General features: G+C 42.8%; 17 protein-coding genes. 13 read left to right on the top strand and 4 right to left on the bottom strand.

Annotated elements, in window-relative coordinates:
• Nucleotides 1-43: 43 nt before the first annotated feature.
• The 3 genes from JOC54_RS11040 (at nt 44) to ade (ending at nt 4,063) form a co-directional block, all read left to right on the top strand.
• Nucleotides 44-1,792, top strand: a complete 1,749-nt coding sequence (locus tag JOC54_RS11040) for an adenine deaminase C-terminal domain-containing protein (RefSeq protein ID WP_204466357.1) — start codon at nt 44-46, stop codon at nt 1,790-1,792.
• A gap of 83 nt (nt 1,793-1,875) precedes the next feature.
• Nucleotides 1,876-2,187, top strand: coding sequence for a YerC/YecD family TrpR-related protein (locus tag JOC54_RS11045; protein ID WP_204466358.1), 312 nt, complete (start codon nt 1,876-1,878; stop codon nt 2,185-2,187).
• Nucleotides 2,188-2,332: 145 nt separating this feature from the next.
• Nucleotides 2,333-4,063, top strand: coding sequence for an adenine deaminase (gene ade, locus JOC54_RS11050; RefSeq protein ID WP_204466359.1), 1,731 nt, complete (start codon nt 2,333-2,335; stop codon nt 4,061-4,063).
• 31 nt (nt 4,064-4,094) lie between these two features.
• Here the strand turns inward: ade and JOC54_RS11055 are convergent, their stop codons facing one another.
• Nucleotides 4,095-6,497, bottom strand: a complete 2,403-nt coding sequence (locus JOC54_RS11055; protein WP_204466360.1) for a penicillin acylase family protein — start codon at nt 6,495-6,497, stop codon at nt 4,095-4,097.
• Between the two features lie 160 nt (nt 6,498-6,657).
• Between JOC54_RS11055 and JOC54_RS11060 the strand changes: the two genes are divergently transcribed.
• A complete protein-coding gene (locus JOC54_RS11060; protein WP_204466361.1) occupies nt 6,658-7,533 on the top strand; it encodes an aldose 1-epimerase family protein in 876 nt (291 codons plus the stop codon).
• Between the two features lie 126 nt (nt 7,534-7,659).
• Nucleotides 7,660-7,824, top strand: coding sequence for a DUF2197 domain-containing protein (locus JOC54_RS23375; RefSeq protein ID WP_148297971.1), 165 nt, complete (start codon nt 7,660-7,662; stop codon nt 7,822-7,824).
• 37 nt (nt 7,825-7,861) lie between these two features.
• Here the strand turns inward: JOC54_RS23375 and JOC54_RS11070 are convergent, their stop codons facing one another.
• The 3 genes from JOC54_RS11070 to JOC54_RS11080 all read right to left on the bottom strand — a co-directional run bounded on the left by JOC54_RS11070 (nt 7,862) and on the right by JOC54_RS11080 (nt 10,527).
• Entirely contained in the window at nt 7,862-8,764 is a 903-nt protein-coding gene (locus JOC54_RS11070; RefSeq protein ID WP_204466362.1) for a hydroxymethylglutaryl-CoA lyase, read from the bottom strand.
• A gap of 109 nt (nt 8,765-8,873) precedes the next feature.
• Nucleotides 8,874-9,164 carry a hypothetical protein gene (locus JOC54_RS11075; RefSeq protein WP_204466363.1) on the bottom strand — a complete coding sequence of 97 codons (291 nt, stop codon included), beginning with the start codon at nt 9,162-9,164 and terminating at the stop codon, nt 8,874-8,876.
• A 25-nt stretch (nt 9,165-9,189) separates the two neighbouring features.
• Nucleotides 9,190-10,527: an MATE family efflux transporter gene (locus JOC54_RS11080; protein WP_204466364.1), complete on the bottom strand. Its 1,338-nt coding sequence runs from the start codon at nt 10,525-10,527 to the stop codon at nt 9,190-9,192.
• Between the two features lie 126 nt (nt 10,528-10,653).
• Here JOC54_RS11080 and JOC54_RS23190 point away from each other — a divergent pair, with 126 nt between their 5' ends.
• From JOC54_RS23190 to ligA, 8 genes are all read left to right on the top strand, one after another.
• The gene (locus tag JOC54_RS23190; protein ID WP_275582701.1) at nt 10,654-10,782 is read left to right on the top strand and encodes a hypothetical protein; all 129 of its coding nucleotides are present in this window, start codon (nt 10,654-10,656) and stop codon (nt 10,780-10,782) included.
• Nucleotides 10,783-11,048: 266 nt separating this feature from the next.
• Nucleotides 11,049-12,020 (top strand): FecCD family ABC transporter permease, encoded by a 972-nt coding sequence (locus JOC54_RS11085; protein WP_235194583.1) that lies wholly within the window; start codon nt 11,049-11,051, stop codon nt 12,018-12,020.
• Nucleotides 12,017-13,030, top strand: coding sequence for a FecCD family ABC transporter permease (locus JOC54_RS11090; protein WP_367617793.1), 1,014 nt, complete (start codon nt 12,017-12,019; stop codon nt 13,028-13,030). Before JOC54_RS11085 ends, JOC54_RS11090 begins: the two co-directional genes overlap by 4 nt.
• A gap of 13 nt (nt 13,031-13,043) precedes the next feature.
• On the top strand, nt 13,044-13,874 hold the full coding sequence (locus JOC54_RS11095; protein ID WP_035419954.1) for an ABC transporter ATP-binding protein: 831 nt from the start codon (nt 13,044-13,046) through the stop codon (nt 13,872-13,874).
• A 325-nt stretch (nt 13,875-14,199) separates the two neighbouring features.
• A complete protein-coding gene (locus tag JOC54_RS11100; RefSeq protein WP_157684213.1) occupies nt 14,200-14,352 on the top strand; it encodes a hypothetical protein in 153 nt (50 codons plus the stop codon).
• A 202-nt stretch (nt 14,353-14,554) separates the two neighbouring features.
• On the top strand, nt 14,555-15,256 hold the full coding sequence (gene pcrB / locus JOC54_RS11105) for a heptaprenylglyceryl phosphate synthase (RefSeq protein WP_204466365.1): 702 nt from the start codon (nt 14,555-14,557) through the stop codon (nt 15,254-15,256).
• 2 nt (nt 15,257-15,258) lie between these two features.
• Nucleotides 15,259-17,502 carry a DNA helicase PcrA gene (gene pcrA, locus JOC54_RS11110; RefSeq protein ID WP_204466366.1) on the top strand — a complete coding sequence of 748 codons (2,244 nt, stop codon included), beginning with the start codon at nt 15,259-15,261 and terminating at the stop codon, nt 17,500-17,502.
• Nucleotides 17,503-17,520: 18 nt separating this feature from the next.
• Nucleotides 17,521-19,536 (top strand): NAD-dependent DNA ligase LigA, encoded by a 2,016-nt coding sequence (gene ligA / locus JOC54_RS11115; RefSeq protein WP_204466367.1) that lies wholly within the window; start codon nt 17,521-17,523, stop codon nt 19,534-19,536.
• Nucleotides 19,537-19,545 lie beyond the last annotated feature (9 nt).

Consider the following 19,545-nt stretch of genomic DNA (forward strand, 5'->3'; position numbering starts at 1 on the left):
TTTTATGGTAAGATGGAAAAACGATAGACAGATGAAATGAGTGATGAACGTGACGACGGAACGAATTCACCGATGGACGAAACAAAGGTTGAGAGAACATTTAAGCGTAGTTAAGGGAGAACGACCACCAACGATTGTTCTGCAACAAGCAACGTATTTAAACCATGCAAGACGAAAATGGATTCAGGCAAACATATGGATTGCAGATGATCAAATCGTCTACGTAGGAAACGACATGCCAGAAGTACTGGGTGATGCTGAGGTGGTGGACTGCTCCAATCAATATATTGTCCCGGGCTACATTGAACACCATGCACATCCGTTTCAATTATATAATCCCCACAGTCTAGCAAAGTATGCATCAGAGCGCGGAACGACAACGTTGATCAATGATAACCTTGTTTATTTTTTGAACTTAGAAAAAAAGAAAGCGCTTTCTTTAATTGAGAAATTAGAAGAATTGCCTACAACGATGTATTGGTGGACAAGGTACGATTCACAAACGGAATTATTGAAAGACGAGATGTTCTCAAATTCGAAGATTAAATCATGGCTTGAGCACCACCTAGTCGTTCAAGGCGGAGAATTGACCTCATGGCCGAAGGTGCTTCAAGGTGATGATACAACGCTACACTGGATGCAGGAAACAACGCGACTACGCAAGCCAATTGAAGGGCATTTACCAGGTGCTTCAGAAAAAACCTTGTCGCAAATGGCTTTACTTGGTGTAACGTGTGACCATGAAGCAATTACAGGAGAAGAGGTCGTGCGCCGCCTTGACGTTGGTTATACGGTATCGTTAAGACATTCGTCCATTCGACCAGACTTGCCACGCCTTTTTGAAGAACTCAAGGAGCTTGGCGTTGATTATTTCGGACGTTGTTTAATGACAACAGATGGCTCGCCCCCTTCTTTTTATAAAGAGGGCGTGATGAATCAGTGTATTCAAATTGCCTTAGATGCAGGGTTAGACCCTGTTGATGCCTATGGAATGGCTACGTACTATGTTGCGCGCTATTACAATGTTGATCATAAACTAGGGATGATTGCGCCTGGACGAATTGCGCATCTCAATTTCTTGTCTGCAAAAGACGCGCCGACACCAGTCAGCGTTCTTGCTAAAGGACAATGGGTTATGCGAGATGGGAAACCGGCTGAGCAAAAACAGCACTTCAAGTGGAGTGACTATGGCATTGGCCCTATTCATTTTGATTGGGATTTGAATGAAGACGATCTTCACTTCTCAATGCCAATGGGAATTGAAATGACGAATGCTGTCATTTTAAAACCCTATCAAACAATGCTTGAAACGGCGGCAAATGAATTGGCAACTGACCATGACGAATCGTTCTTTGCCATGATTGATAAAAAAGGTAAATGGCTGATTACAACTACATTAAAAGGTTTTGCTTCTTCTGTGATGGGTCTGGCTAGTTCATACTCCTATACAGGCGATGTAATCCTTATTGGAAAATCAATTAAAGCAATGGTTCAAGCTTTTAATGAACTGAAGAAGCAAGGTGGAGGATTAATTCTTGTTGAAAACGATGAAGTAATTGATCGCATTCAGCTTCCGCTGCTGGGAATGATGTCTGATGCCCCAATGGAAGAAATTATGGAGCAGGAAGTTTCATTTGCAACCAAATTGCGCGAGCGTGGCTACAATCATGAAGATCCAATGTATAGCCTGCAATTTTTTTCTTCTACACACTTGCCTTATATCCGAGTGACACAGCGGGGAATCTATGACGTCCGGAAGAAAAGAATTTTATTTCCTGCGATAATGAGGTAGAATGAAATTACTTTGGTGCTTTACCACTTTAAAAAATATCCGCATCGTAGAGATGGCACTCAACTCGAAAGGTGTGACATGACGTGCAAATTAATAAATTACGAGGCAAAGAGCTAGATCAATTATTTCATTCGATCTTGTCACTCAAAAATTTAGAAGAGGCGTATGAATTTTTTGATGACCTTTGCACGATTAATGAAATTCAATCACTCGCTCAACGGCTGGAAGTGGCACGTATGCTTCGTGATGGCTATACGTACCATAAGATTGAGACAGAAACAGGGGCGAGTACAGCAACAATATCAAGGGTAAAACGGTGCTTAAATTATGGAAATGATGGCTACCGGATGACGCTTGATCGAATTGAAGCTCAAGAAGAGCCACAAGATGTTTAAAGAAAAGGGATGCCACGGCTCCCTTTTCTTTTTTTTCTGGACGAATGTTTGAATTTGAAAATCTGGCAATTAAGATATTGTTAAAAAGATGGATTCGCTCTCCACTTTCCGCTACAATAGACGATAAAAACAAAAGGGGCTAGCTATGGGCGAATTTGATAGAGGGTTAAAGCAAAAGCTCAAGAGTGCAAGCAAAGTGGAAGCTTGCGATGTAGTATTGGTTAACGGAAAGATAGTTGATGTTTATACAAACTCAATTATTGAAGAAAATGTAGCCATTACTGCTGGCAAGATTGTCGGTATAGGTGAATATACAGATGCGAAGGAAGTTATTGATGTTGGCGGAAGCTATATTTGTCCTGGTTTAATAGATGGTCATGTACATATTGAATCAGCGATGGTACGACCTGAAGATTTTGCCAGTGTTGTTTTAACAAAAGGTGTAACGACTGTTATTGCAGATCCCCATGAGATTGCCAATGTCGCGGGGAGAGAAGCGGTTCATTATATGCTGGAAGCTTCAGCAAATCTGCCCCTTGATATTAAGATGATGATGCCGTCCAGTGTACCTGCAGCTGTTTTTGAGGAAAATGGAGCGACAATTACAAGTGCTGACATGAAAGACTCCATTCAATCAGAACGTATATATGGCTTAGGGGAAGTGATGGACTACCCAGCAGTACTAGCAGGTGATCCAGAGATGCTCAAGAAGATTGAACTGGCAAGAGAGATGGGCCGAGTTGTTGATGGTCATGGGGCTGGTTTATCAATTGAAGCATTAAATGCGTATCGTGTCGCAGGAATTGAAAATGACCATGAGGCAGTCACGAAAGAAGAGGCCCTAAACCGTGTGAGGCGTGGTTTTTACGTGTTAATGCGCGAAGGAACCGCCGCTCGCGACATCGAGGCTTTGCTACCTGCTGTCACAGAGGCGAATGCCAGACGGTTTGCTTTTTCAACAGATGATAAGCATTTAGATGATTTAATGGAAGAAGGAAGTATCGACTTTAATGTGCGGAAGGCGATTCAGCTTGGGATGGACCCGCTTCAAGCGATTCAGATTGGAACGCTAAATGCAGCGGAGTGTTTTCGCTTAACCGAAAAAGGTGCCATTGCTCCTGGAAAAGAAGCGACGTTATTGCTTGTCTCCGATCTACATTCCTTTGAGGTCGAACAAGTCTATGTAAAAGGTGAGCTAGTGGCGGAAGCTGGTGTATTAACCAACCCTTTACGCCCTCATGTTCCGGTTCCAGAATTTTTGCGAAACAGTATGAACGTCAAACCTTTTGGGGCAGATAGACTAAACCTTAAGCTTAAAAACGCGAAGGAAGCGTATGTTATTGAAGCTCAATTAGGGTCCATTATAACAAAAAAGCAAATCGAGCCAGTTGACTCCGATAACAATCTCTTTAAGCCAGGTTCAGGTCATTTGAAGTTGGTTGTAGCTGAGCGCCATAAAAATCGAGGAACAATTGGCGTCGGAATTTGCAAAGGTCTCCCTTTTAAAAAAGGGGCAATTGTTTCTACAGTAGCCCATGACTCTCATAATATTATTGCTTGTGGAGCAGATGACGAGAGTCTCTATCATGCGATTGATCACGTAACGTCAATCGGTGGCGGTATGGCTGTCATCTCAGGAAATGAAGTACTCGCTTCCATGCCGCTGCAAGTAGGCGGGTTAATGTCAATTGAACCAGTAGAAACGGTTAAACGACAGTTAAACCAGTTACAACAAGCATTGGTTAAGCTAGGTTATACTGAAAAAATTGATCCTTTCTTGACGCTGGCGTTTCTTGCTTTACCGGTCATTCCAGCTCTAAAACTAACATCTAAGGGGCTATTTGATGTGGAAACGTTCACGTTTGTTGAGCAATAAAAAAAGGCTGGTGCCACGGCACCAGCCTTTTTTAATTGGGGACTAAGTTCAGTTGATCGCTATTCTCGCGGTACGTAGCGGGGTCTATTGAGGTGATGTGATAATCACCATCGACCCAAGCTTCACGTTGGGAGTGATAGGAGTCACTCGTGACGTGGCCAGATTGTCCAGGTCCAACAAGGTGATAGGTTTCATTTAAGTTGGCTAAATCCATCACACCACGCCAGCCAGCGCCGTTCGTCACAATCCCCGTTTCGCTATTGTAACTCGCTGCTTTGACCGTTATGCGGCTTCCGTCAGCAGGGAGGGGAGTTGCATTGAATAAATAGTTAAGCGGACTAATAGCAGCTAGAGGATGGTTGAACAGTACTTGGTGGAACTCGCCCCAGACCCATTCATTTGGATCATCTCCTTGCAATTCCGTTGCTCGTGCGACGGCTTCCTTAAAGCTGCTTGTCGTCAAGGCTTCCAGTCCTCCGGCTTTCTCAATCCATGCACCGGTTGAGCCCTCAGCAGCATCTCGCAGCATTTCATCAACAATGTTTGCCCTTCCTTCAAATAAATCATATAGCTCCTCGGGAATGTGCTCGTCAAATAGCTGGCTTGTTAAACCGTCCATCCATAAGTGAAACAGAAGCGGACCGGATTCATCGCGTCCATCGATCTGATTCCAATTTTTAAGCATCGTAAGAGCATTTGTTTCTAGATCGTTTAGCTCAGAATTAGTAAGGGCATTCGTTAATAACGGCACAAACTCAGTTGCTTGTAAATTGACCGCATCCATTTGCAATGCCTGCATATCTTCAACAGTGTGGTCATCATTTGCATAAAGGACGTCAACAATGCGCTGATGTCGGTAAGGTTGAGCCCAAGAGTGTGTTAGATGATAGGGATAATCATCGTCCGTAATTTGATTGTTTGCCGTAGAGATAATTCCGGAATCTGGATTGATAATGGTCGGTAATTCATCCCATGGGATATAACCTTGCCATGCATAGCTAGAGTCCCAGCCTGGAACAGGTAAAAGAGCATCATCCCCCTCTGGACGAATCGGGATATGACCATTTGCACGATAGGCAATCGTTCCATCGGTGCTTGCGAAGACAAAGTTTTGAGCAGGAGCCTGAAAGTGTCTTAAGGCTTCCTCGAAAGACTCCCAATTGGTTGCGCGATTAAAACCCATAACCGCTTTGAGTTCGGTCGTAGCCTCATGCGCTGTCCAGCGCATCGATAAAGCGTATTCTTCATCTTCGGCTAACTCGGCATAATCAGATAATAAGGGTCCATTTTCAGTAATGACAATTTCGTGCATGACAGGTTCTTCACCAGAAACGAGTATTTCTTCTGTAATGACCTCCGCTTCAACCCATTCATCATCATATAAAAACTGATGAGGATCTTCTGGATGACGTTGTTCAAAATAGAGCTGTTGAACATCTGGCCCAACGTTTGCTACACCCCATGCAATGGACTCGTTTGAACCAAGAATAATACCTGGAACTCCGGCAAATATGACACCTGTTACATTTACAGATGGTGAAGAAAGATGCGTCTCATACCATATACTAGGTGTCGCTAATCCGAGATGTGGGTCATCGGCGAGCATGGGCTGACCAGATGCGGTTCGATCACCTGATAATACCCAGTTGTTGCTTCCTGAAAAAGGATGAGGCAAGTACTCGCTTGTTTGCGCAAATGCTTCTTCGATGTCAACTTCAATTGACTGGGCGAGCTCTAGTATGACTGGTCCTTCTTCAGGATACACAGGCATGAGCTCAAGCGCCTCTTCTTCACTTAATTGCTGTGAGGCCCAATAGCGAAAAGCTTGTCCTTGCCAGTTGCCACCGAGATCATAAGCCATAAATTTGCCAATGGTCAATGAGTCTAACGGTTCCCACGGAGTCGGTTCGTATCCTGCTAAACGAAATTCGAGCGGGAGTTCGCCAGCGTCAATTGCTTGATTCATAAAGGCGTTTACACCGTCTGCGTAAGCTTGTAAATACGAGTACGTTTCAGCATCGTAGGCATCAATAGAGGCCTCGGCGGCTCGGCGTAAGCCAAATGTCCGAAAGAATTTATCCTGATCCAGCATCGAAGAACCAATAACCTCAGCTAATTGCCCAGAAGCTTGTCGGCGACTTAAATCCATTTGAAACAAACGATCTTGTGCAGTGACGTATCCTTGCGCAAAATATAAATCTTGATCGGTCTCTGCTTCAATATGAGGGACACCTTGGTTGTCACGGTAAACGGCCACTTCAGCATTTAACCCGGGCACTGTTCGTTCACCAGACGTTTGTGGTAAGGGCTTTTTTACTTGTAGATAGGCCCAAATGCCTACGCCAATCGCTAGGATTAAAATAGCGGCAATCGTTATGAGAAGAATGCGCTTAATCGGTATCTTCTTTTTCGGTCGTTGTTGTACAGTTTCCATCTTCCTTACATTCCCCCTGTCTATCTGCTTTTTCTCTAGTGGCAAACGCTTACACCAATACATTCGGAAATGAAGCGTTATATTCCTGCCTTTATTGTTTGCATTTTTTTCCTCGTCGTTCATACTGAAGACAAACAATGGCATAAAGGGTGTGAATCGTGTGATTATCATTGAGAACGAACACTTACTAGTTGAAATTGCGAATAAAGGAGCGGAAATTCGTCGGATCTGGCATAAGAAGAGGGAACGGAATGTGATGTGGAGTGGCGACCCGGCTTATTGGAGCCGGACAGCACCAACGTTATTCCCGATTGTCGGAAAACTGAAAGACAATACGTATCACCATGAAGGCTTCGACTATGAATTGCCTCAGCACGGTTTCTTACGAGATCAAACGTTTGTGACGAACACATTAAAGCAAGAAGAAATTACGCTACACTTCGAGTCATCGGATCAGTTTGCTTCTGTATATCCCTTTGAATTTACTGTTTTTGTTACATATCGTTTAGAAGAGGATCGAGTTAAGGTTGAGTGGAAAGTTGTAAATGATAACGACCGGCCGATGCATTTTTCAATTGGTGCTCATCCAGCCTTTGCCCTGCCTTTTCAAGAAGGAGAAGCAGTAGAAGATTACGAGCTTTTGCTTGATGTGACAGACCAAACACAGCAATACGAAATCAGCGAAGGTTATGTGCTTAAAAAAGAATTACAGGAAATAAATCCAACTCTTGATGTGAAAAGTGGGCTATTTGCGAACGATGCTTTAATTTATGAAGGGGTGGAACAGATTATCCTGCAATCAAAGAAGGATAGCAGTCAGCGTATCAGTGTGAGCTTTCCAAACTTTCCGTTCGTTGGCATTTGGTCGCCTTACAATAAGGAAGAAGGAACAATGGCGCCATTTGTATGTATTGAACCTTGGTACGGAATAGCTGATTTAGCTGATGCAAGCGGCGTATTAATTGAAAAGAAAGGCATTCAAACGCTTGCTGAAAGAGACTCGTTTCAAGCAAGTTATCAGATGAAATTTGAATAAGCAAGTTTCTTTCCTTAGAGCAATTGCTCTAGGGTTTTTATTTGACATGATTTTGTCACTTTTAAACATAGGAATCAGTTGATAAAAACAGAATATTTCATATATATAAGTGAGGAGGCAGGGCAGATGATCTTTTATGAAATAGAGTGTCTAACATGTAAACAGCGTGTGAGAATTGAGGAAGGGACTAAGCTTTATAAGCAGTATAAGGAAAACCCAAATGAACGCAGAATGTGCCAAGATTGCGTAGAGAAGATTGAACGAGATGCAAAAAAACAGCTGATGGGATGAAAAGGATGTGAAGCAAGTGCTCACATCCTTTTTTGTGTTAGATAGCTGTTAGGTCTGACGTTTTTCCTGCTTTCATAACCATGCCAGGAAGCGATTTTGGAAACCAGCGCTCTACTGCTTGGGCTGCTTTAATGAGTGTATCCAATTCAATCCCCGTATCAATGTCTATCTCGTGAAACATATGGACGAGATCTTCGGTACATACATTTCCAACAGCGAGAGGTGCATAAGGACAACCACCAAGGCCCCCTAAAGAGGCATCAAAATGGCGCACGCCTGCTTCGTAGCCTGCTAGAGCGTTTGCAAGTGCAAGTCCACGCGTGTTGTGAAAATGAAGTCCGAGCTCAAGATCACTGCCGAACTGGTGAAACAATTGCCCGACAAGCTTTTTTACTTGATAAGGATTGGCCATTCCTGTTGTATCGCCTAAGACAATCTTTGTCGCTCCTGCTAGTAAAAACTGTTCAGTCATATCCAACACTTTTTTTGGAGCGACTGTTCCACTAAATGGACAACCAAAGGATGTCGCTAAAATGGCGGTAACAGGCAGGTGCGATCGGGCTTCCTCCACACTTGGCAACAAGTCAGCCAGACCATCTTGCACAGAGCGCTTTGAATTTTTTTCATTAAACGCATCACTAACCGCCATCGAAACATGCAGATGGGTAATAGATGTTTGAAGAGCGCGATCAATTCCGCGCTCGTTTAATGCAAGACCAGCTACAGCAATGTTTTTAGGTCGAGTGGTCCATTGTGAGAGGACGTCTTCTGCATCGGCCATGGCAGGAACAAGTTTAGGATGCACAAAAGAAACCGCTTCCAATTGGGTGATCCCGGAAGAAACCAATTGCTCAAGCATTTCCACCTTTTGTGCAGTTGAAAGAAGTGTTTTTTCATTTTGTAGACCATCGCGAACGCCTACTTCAAAAATGTTAACCATACGTAAGCTCCTTTACTACCGTTTCCTAAACTATATCATACTGACCTTTTTTGCGTTGGATAATAAAAAAAGCCAAAAGAATGCGATTGCGGCATCTTTTGGCTTGTCTTTACACTTGCATAGCTAAGTAGCGAAAAAACGTAACGGCGGAGACAACAATCATTGCAATTAAATAAATGATAGATAAGCGGCGTTCACGATTATCGGTTGTCCGTAAAGCTTGCAGAATGAGTAGGGCAACGAGAACAATATTTAAAAGTGAAACAAGAAAGAATGGAAAAATACTTTCATATAAAGTTTGCGAAGCAATCCCTACAATATTCACTACCGCAACTAAAACAAATAGCCACATATAAACCATCATGATAAATGAAGGACGTTCTTTTTTTGATTGAGACATAATTTCTAAACTCCTTTTATGTTCATTATGTAAAAAGCTTTTTTTGACGCCACTTACCAAAGCGGTAGTAAAGATATGCAAATAAACTACTTAAGACAAAACTAGTGCCCATACCAATGGCAATCCCTATCTCCTCAAATGTGGAAGAAAATAAGTTTGTTAAAGGATATCTGAGTACCCAGAGCGAAAGAATATTCAAAGCAAGTACTTGATACATCGCGCCAGCAGCACGAACGATGCCATTTAAGACAAAGTTAATGCCTAGAAACGGATAACAGAGAGCGATGATTCTTAAATACGTTGTTCCAAAGTCAACAGCTGCCTCCTCTTGGATAAATAAGCGGATGGCAGGTTCTGCCAGTATAAAGATAACCAAAGCAATGGCACACATCAGGACAAGGTTGTATACAACAGCTAACCGCGCTAGTTTTTTTAGTCGGTAGAGCTGGGCTGCTCCAATTAATTGACCCGCCATGCTATTTACGGCTGTACCTAATGCGGCTGCAGGAAGCATGATTAAACTATCTAATCGCTGCGCTGCACTAAATCCCGCAACGCTGTCTTCACCAAAAGCAGCGACCGTACCAATGATAGCCGCAATCGCTGCTGAAATCACGACCATCTGCAATGAAGAAGGGATTCCTAAGCGGAAAATCAGAGAAACTTCCGTCTTTTTAGGTATAGAAGGACGCATGAATGGAATAGACTTAGTTGTATAGACGACATAGGTACCATAAGCAAAGGCCAAGCCTTGTGAGATTAGTGTAGCATATGCGGCACCATTAATACCTAGATTAAATACAGAAATGAAGATCGGGTCAAGCACGATGTTTAAGCAAACCGCGAGACCGACGATCTTTAAGGGTGTTTTGCTATCTCCTAAAGCGCGCAAAACGGTAGAAATAAAGTTATAGCCAACTAAGAATAGCAGACCATAAAAATGAATGGTCAAGTAAGCTGATGCTCCTTCCATCATGGAAGAAGGCGTACTTAAAAGCGAGAGGATGGCAGGTGCAAACCAGGCTCCAAGCATACTAAGTAATAAAGTTAATAAAAGAAAGAGGATAATAAAGGCATTAATATAAGCTTTTAAACCAGCTGAATCGTTTCTACCTTTTTGCTGGGAGAGAATGGTTAACACGGCATTGTTTAAGCCGAGTACGAGTGAAAGAATGGTAAACAAAATCGTACTCGCGATTGCTACAGATCCTAAGGCATTTCCACCAAGCAGATTACCAATCCATAAACTGTCTACTAATTGAAATGAAACTTGCAGTAAATTCGTTAAGATAATTGGCCAAGAGAAGAGCAGTAATTTTTTTGTGAGAGAGCCTTGCGTAAAATCAAATTGGCTTTGTTTCATAGAATCGTACCTTTCTTCGTTGCTTCACGTTAAGTCAATCCTTACAAAATCTTAAACTGCGCTTAATGCTAACTCAATTTTAATCTCATAGACTAACAATAGAAAGGATAAAAGGAGGCAATTAAGATGGAAGAGAAGTTTCAGGATGAAATGGGTGAGAACCTCGTTGTTGGAACCGTATGGGCGCTTGTAATTAGTCTTCCGGTCTGGGCAGGTATTATATTCCTCGTATATCGCTTCGTTCTTTCGTTTTAAGTAGCAAGATTTTTCCTTTATAAAGAGTTTATTAAGACTCAGTAGTGCTCATGGAGCAACTGCTGTTTTTTTGTTTTTGTAAAAAGCACGTAATAAGTGGGATTTTACGGGGTTTGTATTTACCGTTTTCGCTAAATGATGTATGATAATGATTATCAATACTACTAAGTAGATAAAAGGGTAAATGGTGTATGGGAAGAGAATCGACAGAGACAACTTTAGAAAAAACGAAAGCGCGCTCGAAACCATTAAGCGCGGTGCTCGTCATGTTTGGAGGGCTATTGCTCTTAGGAATAGCGTTGGTTCTGTCGATTTTGTATGGCGCAGCCCAAATTGACCTTCAGACAGTTAGGCAAGCTATATTTCAATTTGATTCAAGTGTAACCGAACACCAGATTATCCATGATATACGTATCCCGCGAGCTCTCGGTGCAGCGCTTGTTGGAAGTTTTCTGGCGGTATCAGGAGCAATTATGCAAGGAATGACGAGAAATCCCCTTGCTGAACCATCGATTATGGGCGTTATGGACGGTGCAGCATTAGCGATTGCCATTATGTTTGCTTTTAGCGCATCGGTTTCAGGCACAAGCCTAATGTTTGCTGCTTTTATCGGAGCGGGAGCGGGTGCTGCTTTTGTATTTATGATTGGTTCGCTCGCGCGAGGGGGCTTATCACCTGCAAAACTTGCGTTAGCGGGCGTTACTGTTGGTGCTTTTTTAAGCGCCATATCATCAGGAATTGCCATCTATTTTAATGTGTCACAAGACATAAGCTTTTGGTTCGCTGGTGGTTTAGCTGGTATGAGTTGGGCGAATATCCGCTTACTGATTCCCGTAGCGATTGTTGGTTTACTGCTTGCTCTATTCTTATCCCGTTCAGTTACCGTAATGAGCTTGGGGGAAGATGTTGCAAAAGGACTCGGGCAACGAATTTTTATTATAAAAGTACTTGGCGTCATTGTTGTGCTCTTGCTTACTGGAGCAGGCGTTGCGGTTGCGGGAGCAATTGGCTTTATTGGACTTGTTATCCCACATATTACGAGAGGATTGGTTGGCGTTGATTATCGCTTTATCATCCCTTGTTCAGCCGTGCTTGGGGCACTGCTACTCGTAATGGCAGATCTTGCCTCTCGGCTAGTGAATGCACCATTTGAAACGCCAGTTGGTGCGATGACTGCGTTAATCGGCGTGCCGTTCTTCCTTTATTTAGCTAGACGAGAAGGGAGAGGGCTTAAGTGAAGAAACGTTTCTTGCAAAACCCGAAGTGGGTTATTCCGACTCTTGTCATAGCGATTATTGTTCTCTTTTTTATCAGCTTGCAAACAGGGTCAATTCCGATTGGGACCGTCGATGTACTGCGGACTATCGTTGGAAATGGAACTGATCAGCATCAGCTCGTATTGTTTGAATTCCGATTACCGCGGATGGTGATTGCTCTATTAATTGGAGCAGCACTTGCAGTTTCAGGTGCAATTCTACAGAGTGTTTCACAAAATGAGCTCGCTGATCCAGGCATACTGGGAATAAATACGGGGGCTGGACTCGCAGTCGTTATTTTTATTTATTTCTTTCAAGGGTCACTTGTTGGTCTTGGAAGTTTATCAATATTTATCATGCCGTTCTTTGCGCTGATTGGAGCCGTCTTTGCTGCTTTCCTTATCTACGTGTTTGCTTGGAAAAAAGGCATTACGCCGGTTCGTTTAATCTTAGTCGGCATCGGCATTAACGCCGCGTTTAGTGCGTTATTAATCGTCATTCAGTTGCGAATGGAACCAAATGATTTTATGCAGGCAACCATTTGGTTAACCGGAAGCATTTGGGGCACGACCTGGTCCTATGTATGGGCTATCCTACCGTGGGTTCTAATTCTAATACCAATTGCTTTCTATAAAGCTCGGACATTAAATGTGATGCAGATAGGCACCCAGTCAGCTGTTTCACTAGGTGTTCCGATTGAGAAAGAAAGACGGACCTTATTGCTTGTTGCAGTCAGTCTCGCTGCTGCGGGGGTTGCGGTAGGGGGAGGCATTGCTTTTCTTGGCCTTGTTGCACCACATATCGCACGTCGCTTAGTCGGTCCTAAGCATCAGGTGATGATTCCAACTGCTGCTTTAATTGGCGCGTTGCTCTTACTTGTCGCAGATATGATTGGTCGGAACTTACTTGCACCTTCGGAAATACCGGTAGGCATCATTATCGCCATTCTCGGTGCTCCATACTTTTTATATTTGTTAATGCGTACACCTTAAGGAGGAAACGAATTTGTCACGTTTATCGACGAAGCAACTTTCAATTGGTTATGAAAAAAGAGAAATTGTCAGCGATTTGCATTTACACATACCAGACGGAAAAATTACGACGATAATAGGTCCAAACGGATGTGGGAAATCAACGATTCTTAAAACGATTGCTCGTATCTTGCAAGCTTCAAAAGGAGCTGTTTATCTGGACGGGAAATCAATTCATAAACAGTCTACAAAAGAAATTGCAAAAAAAATGGCTGTTTTGCCACAGTCACCTGAAGCACCTAATGGACTTACGGTACAAGAACTTGTTGCTTATGGACGTTATCCTCACCAAAAAGGGTTCGGACAATTAAAAGAGTATGATCGAGAAATAATTCAATGGGCATTAGAACAAACAAATATGGAAGAGTTTGCAGAACGTTCGATTGAAGCATTATCAGGTGGACAAAGACAGCGGGTTTGGATTGCGATGGCGCTGGCGCAGGAAACCGATATCTTGCTTCTGGATGAACCGACAACATACTTGGACCTTGCTCATCAACTAGAAGTGCTTCAAGTATTGGAGCGTTTGAACCAAGACCAAAAACGAACGATTGTAATGGTCATCCATGATTTAAATCATGCAGCTCGTTTTGCCGATTATATGGTCTCCATTCGCGATGGCAAAATTATGAAAGAGGGCAGCCCTGACGATGTTATGAACGCAGATGTTTTACGCGATGTTTTTCAGATTGACGCAAGCATTGTGACTGACCCTCGAACAGGAAAGCCTGTATGTTTAACCTATGATCTCATTAATCAGCAACAAGAACAGGAATTTACTAACCGAGTACCAGCGTTCGCTTAATGACGCTGGTTTTTTTTAAGAAGAAATCGGATGAGTGGTTGGATTCATTGGTTGATTCTCATTATCAATTGAAGTGAAAACGTCTTAGTAAGCGGGAACTAAACGTTTAAGCGATTACGTGTATTAAACTAATTGAGAAAAACAGTTGACAATGATAATGAGATTCGTTATCATTTACTTACAACGTGATACATACACGTCTGGTCGATATAGACCCCCTTATAGATGTCTTCGCTTTCGAGCGGAGGCTATTTTTTGGTTTTAGATAATGAAAGTAGAAAGAAATGGTTAGCATAGAAAAGAAACTCAAAAAGGAGTTTATTTTATGCTATCAGTAGATGAAGTATATTTATTCCAACGAGAATTAGGTCGTTTAGAAGAAGAAAAACAGAGCAAAGAGCTTGAGGAGAAATACAAAGTTTTTTTAGATGAACAGATTGATTTGCTCCAATCCATTTTAGATGAATACATGAGGTAATCTTTTAAGAGAAATCTGGCATAACGAAACGTCGTGTGCGAGATTTTTTTCTAGTTGAAAAAACAAGCCAGAAATTAAGAGATTTTCATTTATTGTATAGAGGACATAAGATGCGAACTTTGTTATAATATCAGACAGAACGAACGTACGTGTAGAAGCGACGGTTAAAGGAGGAGCATGCTTACTTAAGTGAGCGCAACGTATGAAAAATGTTGATGAATGGTCTCATGTATTTAAGCTTGATCCTAATAAAGAGATTAGTGATGAGCAATTAGAAGCGGTTTGTGAATCAGGAACGGATGCGATCATTGTTGGTGGCACTGATGGCATTACGCTCGATAACACATTATCTATATTGGTCAGAGTTCGTCGTTACCCTGTAACAGTGGCGCTTGAAGTATCGGCGCTTGAAGCAATTACGCCTGGGTTTGATTACTATATGATTCCTTCAGTGATGAACAGCCAAGATGTTGAGTGGATCCTTGGACAACACCATGCAGCAGTAAAAGACTATGGTGAACTTATCCAGTGGGATGAGCTTATTATTGAAGGGTATTGTGTGTTAAATAAAGACGCGAAAGTGGCTCAGTTGACGAATGCTACAACAGAGCTAACGGAGGACGATGTATTGGCATATGCTCGATTAGCAGAGAATATGTACCGGTTCCCTTTCTTCTATTTAGAGTATAGCGGTATGCAAGGGTCTGTTGAGCTTGTTGAGCGAGTGCAAAACGTATTAAAGGAAACAAAGCTTATTTACGGTGGTGGCATTACCACAGCTGCGGATGCGAGCAAGTTTGCTAAGTCAGCGGATGTTGTCGTAATCGGTGATGCGATTTATACAGATTTAAACCAAGCATTAAAGACGGTTCAGGCTGTCAAAGAGGTTAGAGGCGGTGTATAACGATGCAAGAAACAATAATTGAACGGATGTTATCCGGATTAAATCCAGAGCAACGAAAAGCGGTAGTTCATACGGATGGGCCTCTGCTCTTAATGGCAGGAGCAGGTAGTGGGAAGACGCGTGTCTTAACTCATCGAATCAGCTATTTACTCCGAAAAAATCAAACCCCACCTTGGGCAGTTCTTGCGCTGACGTTTACGAATAAAGCAGCACGTGAAATGAAAGACCGAGTCATTGATTTAGTAGGACCAATTGCTGAAGACATTTGGATTTCGACATTTCACTCTATGTGTGTTCGTATCCTGCGTAGAGACATTGATCGAATAGGCTACACACGAAATTTTACCATTCTAGATTCTTCGGATCAGTTATCGGTTATTAAACAAATCCTAAAGAATAAAAACTTAGATACAAAAAAGTTCGACCCGAGAGCGATACTCGGTATTATTTCGAGTGCGAAAAACGAGCTGCAAACAGCAAAGCAATTTAACAAACAGCAACAAGAGATGTTTCAACAAGTAGCTGGTGAAGTTTATGTTGAGTACGAAAAACGTCTCAAAGTAAACAATGCACTTGATTTTGATGATTTAATCATGAAGACGATTCAGCTTTTCGCCGATGTGCCAGAAGTATTGGAATTTTATCAACGGAAGTTTCAATACATTCATGTGGATGAGTATCAAGATACCAACAAGGCGCAGTACAAGCTGGTAAAAATGATTGCGGATCGCTTGCAGAATATTTGTGTTGTCGGTGACTCTGATCAATCGATCTATGCTTGGCGTGGGGCGGACATTCAGAATATCCTCTCGTTCGAAAAAGATTACCCTGATGCAACCGTCATTTTACTTGAACAGAACTATCGTTCAACGAAAACAATCTTAGATGCAGCAAATCAGGTCATTTCGAATAACGGAAATCGCAAGCCGAAGAATCTGTGGACGGAAAATCAAGACGGTCCAAAGATTGGTGTGTTCGAAGGGGCAACCGAACAAGCAGAAGCTCAGTTTGTTGTTGAGAAAATTAAAGAAGCAGCAAAGGAAGATGACAATTTCTCATACCGCGATGTGGCGATTCTTTACCGGACAAATGCTCAGTCTCGTATTATTGAGGAATATTTTGTGAAGTCTAATCTTGACTACAACATTATTGGCGGCACGAAGTTCTACGATCGGAAAGAGATTAAAGACGTACTTGCTTACTTACGCCTGGTGTCGAATCCAGAAGACGATATTAGCTTAACGCGCGTCATCAATGTACCGAAGCGCGGAATTGGTGCGACAACGGTAGATAAAATCGCAGCATATGCTGAATCCAATGGTTTATCGATGTACCGTGCTTTAAGTGAAGCGGATCAAATTGGCGTAACAGCAAGAGCGTATACCAAATTAATCGAGTTTCGCGATCATGTAAGCAACTGGGTGCAGCAGCAGGATTATCTTTCTGTAACAGAACTCGTTGAGCAACTGCTCGATCAAACGGGATACCGTGATATGTTAAAAGCAGAACAATCGATCGAAGCGCAGTCTCGATTGGAAAACATAGATGAATTTATAACCGTAACAACTGAATTTGAAAAAAGAAGTGAGGAAAAAGATCTCGTATCTTTCCTAACCGATTTAGCGCTAGTTGCTGACATTGACCAGCTAGATAACGAGGAAGAGGACGTTCAAAAAGATGCGATCACGTTGATGACACTCCATTCAGCTAAAGGACTTGAGTTTCCTTATGTCTTTTTAATTGGAATGGAAGAAGGCGTCTTTCCTCATAGCCGTTCTTTATTTGAACAAACAGAAATGGAAGAAGAGCGTCGCCTTGCATATGTAGGAATTACAAGGGCAGAGAAGCAGCTTTATTTAACAAACGCGAAAGTGCGGATGCTCTATGGCCGAACGAACTCGAATCCATCTTCACGGTTTATAGCAGAAATTCCAGAAGCATTGTTAGATACCGATGCAATGCCTACTTGGACCAGTCAAAGTGGAACAAGAAGTGCAACAGCGGCAGCAAGTCGCGTTCGTTCAAGCGTGTATAGTCAACCAGCAGGTCGTTCTGCGATGGTGACAACAGGCGGTGAATCATTTGCATGGGCCGTTGGTGATAAAGCCGCCCACAAAAAGTGGGGGACTGGGACAGTTGTTAGTATTCGTGGCGAAGGTGATTCAGTTGAGCTAGATATTGCGTTTACGCCACCTACTGGGATTAAACGATTGTTTGCGAAGTTTGCCCCAATAACGAAAGTATAAAATGAAGGAGCTACATGTATGGACAAGCGAGAAGCAGAGGAAACGCTCAAGCAGTTAAGGTCTGAGCTAGACGATTATGGCTATCATTATTATGTATTAGATAAGCCGAAAGTGCCTGATGCAGAGTATGATCGATTAATGAAGCAGCTGCTTGAAGTGGAAGAAGCGTTCCCTGAATTAAAAACGGACGATTCACCAAGTGTGAGAATTGGGGGACCTGTGGCATCTGCTTTTAAGAAAGTGACCCATGCCGTTCCAATGATGAGCTTGTCCAATGCTTTTTCTGCTGATGACTTGCGTCAGTTCGATCGCCGTGTACGACAGGCTGTTGGTGACGACATATCCTATGTCTGTGAGTTGAAGTTTGATGGGCTTGCTGTATCGCTTACGTATGAAAACGGGTTGTTGACTAGAGGTGCTACGCGAGGCGATGGAACAATTGGTGAAGAAATAACGGGGAATTTACGAACGGTATCGTCGATTCCGCTTCGCTTGCGTGAACCTGTTTCAATTGAAGTGCGTGGAGAAGCATATATGCCGAAGCGGTCGTTTGAGTCATTAAATAAAGCAAAGGAAGAGGCAGGCGAAGAAAAGTTTGCTAATCCCCGAAATGCCGCAGCGGGTTCACTGCGCCAACTCGATCCTAAGATTGCCGCAAAGCGGAATCTAGCGATGTTCGCTTACTCGATTGGTGAGGTTGATGGGAAGGCACTTACGACTCACTATGAAGGACTTCAATTCTTGAATGAAATCGGATTTAAAGTGAGTCAGGAAGCACAAGAATGCGCATCGATTGAAGACGTAATTGCGTTTACGGAAACCTGGACGGAAAAAAGACATGATCTTCCTTACGAAATTGACGGGATTGTGATTAAAGTAAATAACCTCGCGCAGCATGAGACGCTTGGATTTACTGCCAAAAGCCCTCGCTGGGCAACAGCTTATAAATTCCCTGCGGAGGAAGTGCTGACCGTTCTGCGTGAGATCGAACTGAATGTTGGACGGACCGGGGTGGTTACCCCGACAGCTATACTCGATCCGGTTGTTGTTGCGGGTACAACCGTAAAGCGAGCGTCGCTTCACAATGAAGATTTAATTCGGGAGAAAGACGTGAAGCTTGGAGATACAGTTATTGTTAAAAAAGCCGGCGATATCATCCCTGAAGTTGTTGGTGTTCTGACAGATAAGCGTACAGGGAATGAAGTCGATTTCTATATGCCGACGCAATGTCCAGAGTGTGACAGTGAACTGGACCGACTTGAAGGCGAGGTTGCTCTCAGATGTTTAAATCCCAAGTGCCCAGCTCAAATTCGTGAGGGCTTGATTCACTTTGTCTCTAGAAATGCGATGAATATTGATGGTCTTGGGGAAAAGGTGATTAGCCAATTGTTTAAGCATGAGCTGATTGCTGATGTAGCAGATTTGTATTCACTTAACAGAGACGAACTTCTTGCGCTTGAGCGAATGGGTGAAAAGTCGGTTGATAACTTACTTCAAGCGATTACGACTTCTAAGGAAAATTCACTTGAACGCCTCTTATTCGGACTAGGTATCCGTTTTGTTGGTGCTAAAGCAGCGAAGACACTTGCCCTCGAATTCAATTCAATGGAGGCACTCCAGCAGGCTACGGTTGATGCGTTGCTTGCGGTTAATGAAATTGGGGAGAAAATGGCTGATTCGGTTGTCTCTTATTTTGAAAAACCAGAAGTCACTGCTTTGTTAGAAAAGCTAGCCGCTCAGGATGTAAATATGGTGTATACTGGACCGAGACAAGTCGTTGAAGTAGACTCTGACAGCTTGCTTTTCGCTGGGAAGACGGTTGTTTTAACGGGAAAGCTTGAACAATGGACGCGTGGTGAAGCACAGGAGCGAATTGAAGCACTTGGCGGATCCGTGACGGGTAGTGTTAGTAAAAAAACGACTTTACTCATAGCGGGAGAAGATGCAGGCTCCAAGCAGAAAAAAGCAGAAAGCCTCGGCATTGAAATTTGGACGGAACAAATGTTTATAGATGCATTAAATGAGATCGAGTAGAAAGGAGCT

Source organism: Shouchella xiaoxiensis (assembly GCF_016907895.1).
GTDB classification, from domain to species: domain Bacteria; phylum Bacillota; class Bacilli; order Bacillales; family Bacillaceae_D; genus Shouchella; species Shouchella xiaoxiensis.